Here is an 11,956-nt window from a genome sequence, read left to right as displayed (position 1 = left end):
TCACCGCTCAACGATGCTGTCCGTCCGCGTGACCAGATCGGCTTGCCGTCGAACGACCGCTATTGCTGCTAATCGCGCGTTTTCTGATGAATGACAACACGTAGCGAGACAACGCCCCGTCTGTGGTCGGTAGGGTTGAGCGTCTTTGGGTGGTTGGTGTCAGGGACGCTGAGGGGTTGCCCTGATGCTGGAGATGGCTCCGTTCCGGCGCTGGGTCGTTCACCGGCCGGTCATTTGGTCTGCTCGGCCAGCGCGACGATGATGCCTGCGGGGCCGCGGAGGTAGCAGAGCCGGTAGCTGTTCTCGTACCGCACCAGCTCGCCGATGAGTTCGGCTCCGTGTGGCCGCATGCGGTCGAGGATGTCGTCGATGTCGTCGACGGCGAACATGATGCGATGTGCGCCCAGCGTGTTCGCCGGAGCGCGCGGGTCACTGTCTCGGCTCGACGGCGTGTGGTACTTGGTCAGCTCGATCCGTCCGTGGCCATCTGGGGTGCGCATCATCGCGATGTCCGATCGGACTCCCTCGAGCCCGACGAGGCGATCCACCGTGCTGCCCTCGACTGTCGCCTCGCCTTCCAGTTCCAGTCCGAGTTCGGCGAAGAACGTCTTGGCAGCCGCGAGGTCGTCGACGACGATGGCGATGTTGTCCATCCGCTGGATCGTCCCGCGCCCAGGGTGGGGGCCCGGCTGGTTGGTGTCGTTCATGATGATCTCCTTTCGGGGCAAGCGCTTCCCATTCGGCGGCGCGTGTGCGTGTTCAGGCGCGCTGGCGTTCCTTCTGTTGCTGCATGAGTTCTTCGATGGCAGTGGGCAGGGTGGTCTCGAAGTCGATCAGTTTGGCCCAGGTCGGCTTCACCACGACCCGGACCATGCCGTCGTAGAGCGACCGCACGCCGGCCTCCCACTCGGCCCGTTGCTCGGGCGTCATCTGGTAGGTGCCGTTCCACTGGAAGTACTCGTCCGGGATGCCGTCGACGACATCCAGCTCCGCCCGGCCGCGGATGAGCAGGACCTTCGGTGGGTGCGACTCGGTGTCGATCGTCAGCGCGACCGCGGGACTGCGGCGCAACGCCGGGATTCTCCGCGCGTTCGTCGCGGTGCACATGACGATTTCCGTGCCGTTCCAGACGATTCCGATCGGGATCGAGCGCGGGGTGCCGTCCAGTGCGGTGAAGGCCAGCCTGGCCAGGTCACGGGCCAGCAGTTCCTGGCTGAGTGGGCGGTTCAGTACCTCGTCGATGGCGTGCTGGTCCATGGTTCGAGCTCCTCAGTTGTAGTAGCGGCGGGCGCTGGACCCGACGCGGGTGATGTCGGTGCCGTAGATGTGCAGGCTGATGGCGATCTCGTCGCCGACGTTGCGGATGCGGTGGATGTCGCCGGGCGGCGCGAAACCGCTGACCTCGCCGGGAGGGTTGTCCCGCGTGCCAATGGGGTTGAGCGCTTCGTCGAACAGTTCCTCGTGCTCGATGCCCGACAGCACGCCCACGACGCACCAGGTGATGTGGTCGTGGATCCGGGTGGTCTGCCCGGGGCGCCAGACCAGGCCGAGGATGGAGAACCTGCCGTCGGGCTCGGCGTGCAGCAGGTGGCCCGCGACCCGGTCGGGCCGGCCGAGACGCTGATCGGACGTCAGGATCCCGGGGCCGGGCAGGTGCGCACGGAGCTGATCGGCGACCAGTTCCGCGGTGTCCGTCCAGCCGGTCCGTACGTCGATCGCCTGGCGCACGGCCGCGACGAGATCTGTGAGCGTCGCCAGTGAGCGGGTCATGGCCGCGTCCTCCTTCGCTGAGCGGGTTTGTCCCGCTCAGCGTCCCGCGCGCCGACTCATTCGTCTAATGACAATACCCCGGCTAACTCATGCGTATCCTTTATGCATGCTGGATATCCTGCGATTACGGGTTCTCGCGGCGATCGCCGCGCACGGCTCGGTCACCAAGGCCGCCAAGCACCTGAACTACTCCCAGCCCGCCGTCAGCCATCATCTGGCCAGACTGGAGGCCGAGACCGGCGCCAAGCTCGTCCAGCGGGTCGGCCGGGGCATCCGGCTCACCCCGGAGGGCGAACACCTGGCCCGCCGCGCCACCGAGATCGTCGGCCGGGTCGACACCGCCGCCGCGGAACTGTCCGCGATGGTGGGCCTGCGCACCGGCCGCGTCCGGATCGCCGGCTTCCAGTCGGTGCTCGCCGCGCTGATGCCGCACGCCGCGGGCACCCTGCGCCGCGAGCACCCCGGCATCGAACTGCACCTGATCGAGGCCCACCCGCGCGTGGCACTCGATCTGCTGCGGGCCGGGCAGGTCGACGTCGCGGTCGTCTTCCGCTACGACGACACGACCCCGGACGACATCCGCGCCACCCACCTGTTCGACGACCCGATGTACCTGCTCAGCCTCGAACCCGGCCAGACACTGGCAGGCAACCGCGACTCCGCCTGGATCGCGGGCTGCGAGAACTGCCGCCGCGAGTTCCTCGAGGCCTGCGACAAGGCGGGCTTCGTCCCGCCCATCGCATACACCAGCGACGACATCATCGTCCAGCAGGCACTGGTCGCCGCGGGCATGGGCGTGACCACCATGCCGGGGCTGGCACTACGCACCCACCACGCGCCCAGAATCGAGGCCAGCGTCCTACGCGACTTCCGGCGGCACGTCTACCTGGCCACCTATGGCGACCCGCCGGATCCGCCCGCGACCACCGCCTTCATCACCGCACTGCGCCACGCCGTCCAGCAGACCCGACCAGGCGAGCCGACCCCACCCACGTAGGGTCCCGCACTCGACGAGCACCAAGGAGGCGACAGAAGATCCACCGAATCCACAAAGCCATCCCCGACGTCCGCTGACCGAGCCGTCCAGATCGACACAGGCGAGTCCCAGCTCAGTGAGTCGACCAACCGTCAACCTGACCAGGACGGGACGCCAGCTGGCACCCGCAGCCTGTCTGTCTCAAGCGGATTGACAGGCAGAGGCGTGCCCAGACCGGGATCCAGCCGGCGTTGACGCAGCACGCCAAGACAAGCACAAAGTCACACACTCACATCGGCATGTCAGCACGTTCGGCGGATGCGCGATCGACGGCAAACAAGTACTGCTCCGTCGGCGGTGCGGGTACGACGTCGAACGTGAGCAAATGCTCATCCGGTGCTCAAATCCATACGAGAATGCTCATCTTGCTGCGGAAGCTACATCGATCTCATGTTGCCGCCCCTTGCGACGGCCTTGTTGCGGCTAGGTAACGCCCGATGGGATCGATGCGGATGACGGCGCCGGTGTAGGGGGCGTTGATCATGTGCGTGCTGGAGATTGCGATGCCGACGTGAGTGATCGTGTTTGGGCTGGTGCCGAAGAACACCAAGTCGCCTGGCAGTAGTGGTGTGCCGGGTGGGAGCAGCGGACCGGCGTCGTGTTGGGTTTGCGCGGTGCGCGGGAGGGTGAGGCCGGCTGCGTGGTAGCGGCGTGGGTGAGACCGCTGCAGTCGAATCCGCCTTCGGCGTCGCCGTCGCCGCCCCAGACATAGGGTTTGCCGAGTTGGGCTTGTGCGAATGCCACCGCGGCCAGTGCGGCTTGGCTGGCCGGGCCGCCGCCGGTCAGGGTGCCGCCGTAGAGGGTGGCTTGGGTGAGCACTTTGTCGACGTACCAGTCGGCGTGGTTGTAGGTTGCCGGGTTCAACCTGGACCTGGCGCAGTGACCGAGTTCGCAACCGCGGACTACGGTGCCCGCATGTCGCTGGTGGGAAGGGACGTCGAGCAAGCGCGGATTCAACGCCTGCTGACAAATGCGCGCGACGAACGCAGCGGCGCGCTGGGGCTGCGGGGCGCAGCGGGCATCGGGAAATCGGTCCTTCTCGACCACGCTGTGTCGATCGCCGAAGCCGAGGGCAGCATGCACGTGGTCCGCGGGGCAGGGGTCGAGTCCGACTCCGAGCTGGCGTACGGCGGCCTACACCAACTCTTGTTTCCACACTTGGATCGGTTGGACGCCCTCCCCACTCCCCAGGCCACGGCACTACGTTGCGCTTTCGGCCTGGCCGAGGGAGACGAAGCCAACCGGTTCCTGATCTCCGCCGGCACCCTGTCGTTGCTCGCCGATCTGGCCGAGGATGCCCCGCTGCTGTGCGTGGTCGATGACCTGCAATGGCTCGACCAGGGTTCCGTGGAGGCGCTGTTGTTCGCGGCCCGCCGCTTCGTGGCCGACCCGATCGCGATGCTGTTTGCGGTGCGCGAGACGTCGATGCCGTTCGAAATCGCAGGCGTCGAGGTCGTGGATCTGTCCGGCCTCGCCGCGCCCGATGCCGCCCGACTGCTCGACGACCACGCACCGGAACTCATCGAACCGGTGCGGACCCGGGTCCTCGCAGAGTCCGGTGGCAATCCCCTGGCGATCATCGAGCTCGGGTCGTCGCGGCTCGCGGCACGCGATGTCGACGAGTCCGACCCGGCCGAGCAGGTCGGCCCCCTGCCGGTGACCCGCCGCGTGCAGGAGGAATTCCGCCACCAGATCGTGGAGCTTCCCGACCCCACCCAACGCGCGCTTCTGGTGGCGGCAGCCGACACGGCGGCGCCTCTTGCGACCATCCTGCACGTGATCGAATCCCTCGGTGGCACCCCCGGCGACCTGGCGCCCGCCGAACGCGACCGGCTGGTCCGGATCGACAGCCAGATAACGTTCCGCCATCCCCTGGTACGGGCAGCCGCCTACCAGGACGCGCCGCTGCACCGGCGGATCGAGGTACATCGCGCGTACGCCGAGGCGCTGCGCGCGGACGCCGATGCCGACCGCCGGGCCTGGCACCTCGCTGCTGCCACCACCACACCCGACGAGGCGGTGGCCGCCGAACTCGAAGGCGCGGCGGAGCGGGCCTGGCACCGAGGCGGCGCGATGGCGGTGTCCGCTGCCTACGAACGCGCCGGTCGACTCAGTGCCGACCGGGAGCTGAAGGCCCGGCGTATCGCCCGGGCCAGCCAGGCCGCGTTCGATGCTGGCAAGGCCGACCGCGCCGCCCGGCTGGCGGCCGAAGCGCTCTCGCTCACCACCGACCCCGGCATCCGGGCCGACGCCATCTATACCCGTGGCGCCGTGGAGTACGAACGCACCTCGCCGCGGGCCGATGCGGAGCTGACGATCGAGGCCGCCGCGTTGGTGCGCGACACCGATCCGGAGCGCGCCGCGCTCACGCTCTTCGAGGCTGCGCACGCCGCCCGGCACGGAGCGGCGCACGACCTCCTGGGGCGTGCGGCGGATCTGATGCGCGGGTTCACCCCGCCGGAGCACTGGGCACCCGTTGTCGCCGCCCTTCTCGGGTGGGCGGAGCTCTTCGCCGGACGCCCGGAGCTGGCCGTCGGCCCGATGCGCGATCTCCACACCGCCACACGCGGCGGGCACTACCTGATGCATCGCATCACGGCCGGGTTCGGCGGGCTCATGATCGCCGACGACGACCGCGTCATCGCCGGGACCGAGGACATGCTGGCCGAGGTGCGGGCTACCGGGGCGTTGGGGTGGGTCCCGTACACCCTGAACGTGCTCGCCGTGGCGCGGCTGTTCCGCGGCGAGTTCGCGGACGCCCGCGCGTGTGTGGCGGAAGGCGCATCCGTGAGCGACGAACTCGGGAACACGACCGAGAGCCTGGCACACCGGTCGGTGGAGGTGTGGTTACACGCCGTGTCGGGTGACGAGGCACGCAGCCGAGCTCTTGCCGAGGAGGTGCTCCCGCGAGCCCGAGCCCGGCACCGGGTCAATGCCGAGATCGCGGCCTGGGGTCTCGGGATGCTCGACCTTTCCGCCCGGCGGTTCGGGGAAGCATTCGACCGGCTCGAGCGAGTGTCCCGGGGACCTGCAAGCCGCGACCTCCTGGTCCGGGCGGTGCCGGATCTGGTGGAAGCAGCTGTGCGCAGCGGCAAGCCGGATCGCGCCCACGGACCACTGGCGGCGTTCCGGCACTGGGCTCAGCACGTCGACCGCCCGGTCGCCACCGGGCTCGTACTGCGCTGCCGGGCCTTGCTGGCCGACGACGGCGACGCCGATGCGCTGTACGCCGAGGCGCTGCGGCTCCACGAGCGGCACGGCGGCCCCTATGAGCGCGCCCGTACCCAGCTGGTCTACGGCGAGTGGCTGCGCCGCCGACGCCGCCGTACCGAGGCCCGCGGCCATCTCGCGGCGGCAGTGTCCGCGTTCGAGCGCCTCGGCGCGGAGCTCTGGGCCGAGCGTGCGCGCGGCGAGCTGGCCGCCTTCGGCGAGCGGGGCGATGAGCCTCAGCGCAGCGGCCCGCTCACCCTGTTGACCCCGCAGGAGCTGCAGGTCGTACGGCTGGCCGCCGACGGTCACACCAACAAGGAGATTGCCGCACAGCTCTTCCTCAGCCCACGGACCGTCGGCCACCACCTCTACAAGGCGTATCCGAAACTCGGCGTCACCGGTCGCACCGAGCTGGCCCACCTCGTCTAGCGGCCGACGCCAGTCATCGGTTTCCCGGACACCGGTCACGATGACCGATGCGTCACCGGGGAGCCCCGCCTAGCGTTTTCCAGCATCCAGACAGCGGCCGTCGGCCGCAACGCTCGAATTGTCAGAAACGACCATCGAGAGCAACGCCAACGACGAGGAGACGACCATGACGAAATACTTCCTGAGCCTCCCTCACGACTCCGCCGAGGAGCCGACGATGGAGAGCATGGACCCCGCGGAGCTGCAGGAGATAATGGCCGCGGTCGGTGCGTTCAACACCGCCGTTCAGGAAGCAGGCGCGTTCGTGTCCGCCGGAGGCCTGCACCCGCCGTCAAGCGCGACCACGGTGGACTACACCGGAGACAGCCCCGTACTCACACCGGGCCCGTTCGTCGAGGCCAAGGAGTACCTCGGTGGCTTCTGGATCATCGAGGCCGAAAACGACGACGTCGCGATCGAATGGACCAAGCAGGCCTCGCGCGCGCTGCGAAGCAGGATCGAGGTACGTGCTCTCCAGGACGAACCCGCTGCCTGACGGTCCGGCCGGCAGAGGGCCGTGCCGTGGTTGGTTGCGCCTCCGCGTTCCGCTACTGGTTGCCGGTGGTGTCGTCGAGGTTGAGCCGGTACCAGGTGTTGTCGGTGATGAGATGTAGGTCAGCGCCGCGGCCGATGATCTGGGTGTTGGCGGGACTACTTCGCCCGCCGCACCGCGGACACCGACTACGCCTCCATCTCGCACATGGTCCTGGAGGTCGCCCACCACTTCTGGGAAAAGATCGAACGGATCAACCCGACCAGGCCGACCTGCACATCGACCCGGAGGTCTACGCGACCTGGCGGCACATGATCAGCACCCGCGACGACGGCAAACCCCGTGCCGGTGTCGACGGCATCGTGATCTGCGTCCGCAGCTTCTGTTATGACCTGCACACCTGGGCCAACGACGAGCCCGAACGCTGGGCGCAGTGGGTCGCGCCCTGCCCGGTGCCACCGAGCGAGATCCGCGGCTTGGGCAAGCGACGACGCCGGATCAACGAACACACCGCCGACCGCACCCGTCAGCGTCAACCCCTGCTGCCGATCCTGGTTCAGCACGTCGAGGAACGCTATGACAAGGCACGCACCCTCCTCGAACACGCCCGACAGGCTCAACCAGGCCGAGACGTTCCTGCTCGACGGGCGCTCCTACCAGCGGGTGATCACCAAGAGCGACCTCCACCAGCGGCGCCGGTCCGGTGGTCAGAGCCCGGTCCGGGTGCTCGACGAAGCCACTGGCGTGCTGATCCACATCGAGACCGACGAGGAAGCCGCGTTCTGGGACTGGGCCTGCGTTGAAACGCTGCGCCACTCCGGCGTCCGTATCGAGGAACTCTGCGAACTGACCCACCTCAGCATCCGCCAATACCAGCGTCCGAACGGAGAAGTGATCGCGCTTCTGGTGATAGCACCGTCCAAAACGGACCGGGAGCGAGTCATATCCGTTGAGCGCCGAGCTGTTCCACGTCATCGCCTCGGTCATCCGCCGCCACACCCAGGACGGCCGCAGCATCCCACTGCTGAGCCGGTTCGACCCGCACGACAAGGTCTGGAGCCCACAACTGCCGTTTCTGTTCCAACGCCGCATCGGGTCCACCAACCGCGTCATCGCCGGCGGCACCGTCCTGAACATGGTCAAACGGCGCTGTCACGAGCTCGCCGAGCAGCATCCCGGCTTCCGCACCACCCGCTTCACACCACACGACTTCCGCAGGATCTTCGCCACCGAGCTGGTCAACAGCGGCCTGCCCATCCACATCGGAGCAGCCCTGCTCGGCCACCTCAACATCCAGACGACCCGCGGTTACGTCGCCGTCTTTGACGAAGACATCGTCCGCCACTACGTCGCCTTCCTCGACCAGCGGCGCGAGCTGCGCCCCGTCGAGGAGTACCGCGACGCCACCAGCGAGGAATGGGCCGAGTTCGACGAGCACTTCGACAAACGCAAGGTCGAACTCGGCTCCTGCGGACGTCCCTACGGCACGCCCTGCCAGCACGAGCATGCATCCGCTGTCCGATGCTGCACGTCAACCCGAAGATGCTCGCACGGCTCGACGAACTCGAAGCCGATCTGCTCGACCGCCGCGACCGCGCCGAGGCGGAGAACTGGGCTGGCGAGATCGAAGGCATCGACATGACCCTCACCTTCCTGCGAGCCAAGCGCGACGACACCCAGCGAAAGCTCCGTCGACCGGCCATCAGCCTGGGCATCCCCACGTTCAAGGAGGCGAACGGGCAATGAACCGCACCTCATTGAGCAACGGCAACGTCACATTCATAGACCAGGCAAGCGAACATGCCTCACGGCGCGACCTGCCCGCGAGTAATTGGACCGTCCCCGCCGCCATCGCCATGGGAAGCAACGACACCCGGGCCATGCGCCCTCGGTCAGGTCCGGAGCCAGCGGTCGAACCACGCACGGGTCCGGCGCAGGACGTCGAGTTGGTGACGGCGTTCCCGGATCGAGTGCCCCTCCCTGGGGTAGATCACGAACTCGTGCTCGGCGCCGAAGTGGCGCAGTGCCCGGTGGAAGTACACGGCCTGGCCGAGGGGGACGTTGGTGTCCTCGGCGCCGTGCAGGATGAGCACTGGGGTGCGGATGCGGCTGGCGAAGGAGATCGGACTGACCGCGTCATGCGGGTGTGGGCCGATGCCGGACCACCCGGTGCTGCCGCCGAGCGCGGCCTCGAACTGGCCGTACTCGCCGGTCGCGGCGAGCATGCCCCAGTCGGTGACACCGGCGCTGACAAGCGCGGCGCGGAACCGCTCGGTCTGCCCGACGGCCCAGGCGGCCATGAACCCGCCGTGGCTCCCGCCGGCGATGCCCAGCCGATCCGGATCGGCGACGCCCTCGGTGATGAGCAGGTCGATGCCGGTCAGGATGTCGGTCCACTCCTCCTGTCCGACCCTGCCAGCCACGCTGAGGGCGAACTGGTGGCCGTGGCCTTGGCCCCCGCGCGGGTTGGGCAGGAACACCGCGTAGCCAGCTGTGGCCAGCCACTGCGCGCTGGGGAACCAGAACAGCTGGAAACGATCGGCGTAACGGTCGTAGGGGCCTCCGTGCACGATCGTGACGAGCGGGAACGGGCCGTCCGACGCCGTTTTTCCGACCGGCAGTACGAGCAGGCCGTCCAGGTCGAGGCCGTCGGCGGCACGGTAGGCCAGCGGTTGTTGGGTCCCGAGAGCGATGCCGTTCAGTTCCGGGCGGCTGTTGGTGATCTTTCGCAGTGGCCCGGTCGCTGGTCCGACGTGAACGTTCGCGGGCTGGTATCGGGTGCCGGTCAGTGCCGCGATTTTCTCGCCGGTGGGTGTGATGGTGAGGTCGTCGAGGTGTCCGGGGTGCTGCGACAAGGTCGTGGGGCCGGTGGGGTCGAGTCGGGCCAGGGTCGTGTTCAGGCCGTCGGCGAACACAACCAGCGGAGCGGTATCGGTCTGGTGCAGTTCGGTGGGGCACATCGGGAGGCCGGAAGTCCGGTTACGCAGGACGCGGCTGTCCACGGTCAGGTCGAACACGGCGGTGCCTGCTTGCAGAACCGGTGGGGTGAGAGCGATATAACCGAGGTGCCAGCCGTCCTCGCCTGGCCACCAGGCCAGAGATCGTGCGTCTGCCCCGACCGCTCCGAGATCCACCGTGGCCCCGGTCGTGGGGTTGAACAGGTGCAGGTGGCCGGTGCGGGGTCCGTAGTCGTTGTCGCTGCTGGCCTGGGTGAGTACGGCGAGCAGGCCGCCGTCGGGACGTTGCCGCAGTTCCACGACGTGCCGGTCGCCGAACACGCTCGGGGTGGTGACCTGGCCGGTGCGCAGGTCGAGCAGGCGCAACCGGGCGCGCGGTTCGCGCTCGCCGACGACAATGGCGTCGTCGCGGTCCTGGGCGCGGCGCGTGTCCTGTTCGGTGGGTTCGTCCTGGGCGAGCAGAGTGACCATGTTGGGGTCGGCGAGCGCCAGGTGGTCGATGACGCCAGCACGCCAGCTGGTCACCGCGGTCGCCGCGCCGTCGGCGAGGGTGAGCCGGTGCACCTGCGAGGTGCCGCGGTCTGCGCGGTCGGACAGGAAGAACAGCGTGCCCGAGTCCGCGGACCAGCGTGGTCGAGACTCCGCTGCGGTGTCGGTGGTCGCCCGGCGCGACGCGGCGGCGCCGTCGGTGTCGACGAGCCAGAGTTCGGTGTCGAGGTGGTCACCGGTCCGGCTGATGGGAGCGAGGACGTAGCAGAGCAGTTGCCCGTTCGGGGCAAGGGCCGGGGTCTGCGGTGCGCGACCATCAACCACGAGCTCGGCGGTCAGACCTGTCATGTGATCAGTCTGCCAACATCAACAGCGCAGCACGCGATCGAGTCAGCACAGGTTGACACGATGTTGTCCGGCGAGTTCCTGGGCGGATCGTTGCCCTCGACCCGTACGGACGGTTGCCGTGCCGACGATGCAGCACCCCGATGCGCCTGGCCAGCGGTAGTGCAGATAAGTACTAGCGAGTACAAGATTTCGCCACTCAAGAAAGCGGCGCGCCAGCTGCTCGGCTACCCGCACCCAAGCGAGTGCCGAGGGGTGTGTATGTCGAGCAGGCCATCGGGATCAGCACCGATGAGTTCACCCGCGCGAAGGACTCGGACGTCCAGTACCTGCGCAATGTATTCCCGCTGATCGAACTCGGCTGGGACCGCGCCCGATGCGTCGAGTACCTCGCCGAGCGCGGGTTCGAGAAGACCGTGAAGTCCGCCTGTGTCGGGTGCCCGTTCCACGGCAACGCGGGCTGGCGCTGGATCCGTGACACCGACCCCGACGGGTGGGCCAAGGCGGTCGAGTTCGACAAAGCGATTCGCGACGGCTACCCGCACGCGACCAAGCAGGGACAGGAATTGCGCGGGCAGTACTTCCTGCACCGCTCCTGCCAACCGCTGGACCACGTCGACCTCGACCCACCCACCGCCAACACCGCCGCCGACGCCGCCACCGCCACGCGGCACCTGCGGCTCGTCACCGCGCCGGCAGTGCACGAGGAGGGCGACCCGGACGGCTGCTCGCCCTGGTCCTGTCGCTCCGGCGCGCGGGTCACCGGCACTGACACCAGTACCGACGCCGGGGAGCGTGTCGCATGAGCTCCCACCGACTCGTGGTCTGGCTGTGCGCCGCCGCCTACGTGATCGCGCTGGCCGCGGCGAACCTGCTCACCTCGACATTCGAGTTGGTGCCGGCCGGGTTCGGCCTGTCCGTCACCGCCGGCACCTACACCGCTGGGCTTGTCCTCGCGCTGCGAGACACGCTGCACGACCTGGCCGGCGCGCGCGTCGTGCTCGCCGCCCTGGCGGCCGGTGCCGACCGAACCCGCTCCGATCGTGAACATGGTGGCGGCGAGGCTGATCACGGCGTCGACTCTCCGGTTGTACCTGGCCCAATGCTTGTCATGAGACATCTCTCGGGGACGTCTGTGATCTAGCGGCTGAGATTGCCGACGATCGACATGGTCGCGCGCAGTTCGGA

The 11,956-nt window shown here is 68.3% G+C and carries 13 protein-coding genes; 7 read left to right on the top strand and 6 right to left on the bottom strand.

All coding sequences use genetic code 11. From position 1 onward, the window contains the following. Positions 1–230: 230 nt before the first annotated feature. The 3 genes from ACRDTB_RS20880 to ACRDTB_RS20870 form a co-directional block, all read right to left on the bottom strand. Positions 231–653, bottom strand: a complete 423-nt coding sequence (locus ACRDTB_RS20880; protein ID WP_431432695.1) for a VOC family protein — start codon at positions 651–653, stop codon at positions 231–233. 106 nt (positions 654–759) lie between these two features. After that, entirely contained in the window at positions 760–1,257 is a 498-nt protein-coding gene (locus ACRDTB_RS20875; protein WP_431432685.1) for a pyridoxamine 5'-phosphate oxidase family protein, read from the bottom strand. 12 nt (positions 1,258–1,269) lie between these two features. Then, positions 1,270–1,770 (bottom strand): cysteine dioxygenase, encoded by a 501-nt coding sequence (locus ACRDTB_RS20870; protein ID WP_431432683.1) that lies wholly within the window; start codon positions 1,768–1,770, stop codon positions 1,270–1,272. A gap of 106 nt (positions 1,771–1,876) precedes the next feature. On the opposite strand from ACRDTB_RS20870, the gene ACRDTB_RS20865 reads away from it, so the two are divergent. Then, a complete protein-coding gene (locus ACRDTB_RS20865; protein ID WP_431432681.1) occupies positions 1,877–2,767 on the top strand; it encodes a LysR family transcriptional regulator in 891 nt (296 codons plus the stop codon). 427 nt (positions 2,768–3,194) lie between these two features. Here ACRDTB_RS20865 and ACRDTB_RS20860 read toward each other — a convergent pair whose 3' ends face one another. Continuing rightward, positions 3,195–3,476 (bottom strand): NlpC/P60 family protein, encoded by a 282-nt coding sequence (locus ACRDTB_RS20860; RefSeq protein ID WP_431432693.1) that lies wholly within the window; start codon positions 3,474–3,476, stop codon positions 3,195–3,197. On the opposite strand from ACRDTB_RS20860, the gene ACRDTB_RS20855 reads away from it, so the two are divergent. Both ACRDTB_RS20855 and ACRDTB_RS20850 read left to right on the top strand, forming a co-directional pair. Further along, complete coding sequence (locus ACRDTB_RS20855) at positions 3,458–6,445, top strand: helix-turn-helix transcriptional regulator (RefSeq protein WP_431432679.1); 2,988 nt, start codon at positions 3,458–3,460, stop codon at positions 6,443–6,445. The two genes, ACRDTB_RS20860 and ACRDTB_RS20855, sit on opposite strands and share 19 nt — an antisense overlap. A gap of 166 nt (positions 6,446–6,611) precedes the next feature. Further along, a complete protein-coding gene (locus ACRDTB_RS20850; protein ID WP_431432678.1) occupies positions 6,612–6,980 on the top strand; it encodes a YciI family protein in 369 nt (122 codons plus the stop codon). 185 nt (positions 6,981–7,165) lie between these two features. Here the strand turns inward: ACRDTB_RS20850 and ACRDTB_RS20845 are convergent, their stop codons facing one another. Further along, positions 7,166–7,582 (bottom strand): hypothetical protein, encoded by a 417-nt coding sequence (locus tag ACRDTB_RS20845; RefSeq protein WP_431432676.1) that lies wholly within the window; start codon positions 7,580–7,582, stop codon positions 7,166–7,168. Between the two features lie 344 nt (positions 7,583–7,926). Here ACRDTB_RS20845 and ACRDTB_RS20840 point away from each other — a divergent pair, with 344 nt between their 5' ends. Continuing rightward, positions 7,927–8,619 (top strand): tyrosine-type recombinase/integrase, encoded by a 693-nt coding sequence (locus ACRDTB_RS20840; protein WP_431432674.1) that lies wholly within the window; start codon positions 7,927–7,929, stop codon positions 8,617–8,619. Continuing rightward, entirely contained in the window at positions 8,553–8,723 is a 171-nt protein-coding gene (locus tag ACRDTB_RS20835) for a recombinase (RefSeq protein WP_431432691.1), read from the top strand. Before ACRDTB_RS20840 ends, ACRDTB_RS20835 begins: the two co-directional genes overlap by 67 nt. A gap of 146 nt (positions 8,724–8,869) precedes the next feature. Here the strand turns inward: ACRDTB_RS20835 and ACRDTB_RS20830 are convergent, their stop codons facing one another. After that, the gene (locus ACRDTB_RS20830; RefSeq protein ID WP_431432672.1) at positions 8,870–10,771 is read right to left on the bottom strand and encodes a S9 family peptidase; all 1,902 of its coding nucleotides are present in this window, start codon (positions 10,769–10,771) and stop codon (positions 8,870–8,872) included. A gap of 254 nt (positions 10,772–11,025) precedes the next feature. Here ACRDTB_RS20830 and ACRDTB_RS20825 point away from each other — a divergent pair, with 254 nt between their 5' ends. Together ACRDTB_RS20825 and ACRDTB_RS20820 are read left to right on the top strand one after the other, a co-directional pair. Continuing rightward, entirely contained in the window at positions 11,026–11,574 is a 549-nt protein-coding gene (locus ACRDTB_RS20825; protein ID WP_431432670.1) for a hypothetical protein, read from the top strand. Continuing rightward, on the top strand, positions 11,571–11,912 hold the full coding sequence (locus ACRDTB_RS20820; protein WP_431432669.1) for a hypothetical protein: 342 nt from the start codon (positions 11,571–11,573) through the stop codon (positions 11,910–11,912). The genes ACRDTB_RS20825 and ACRDTB_RS20820 overlap by 4 nt, the downstream gene beginning before the upstream one ends. The last annotated feature ends 44 nt before the right edge of the window (positions 11,913–11,956 follow it).

Origin of the sequence: Actinophytocola sp. (assembly GCF_050699935.1) — a bacterium.
Classification (GTDB): domain Bacteria; phylum Actinomycetota; class Actinomycetes; order Mycobacteriales; family Pseudonocardiaceae; genus Actinophytocola.
This window is presented reverse-complemented; position numbering and strand designations above follow the sequence as displayed.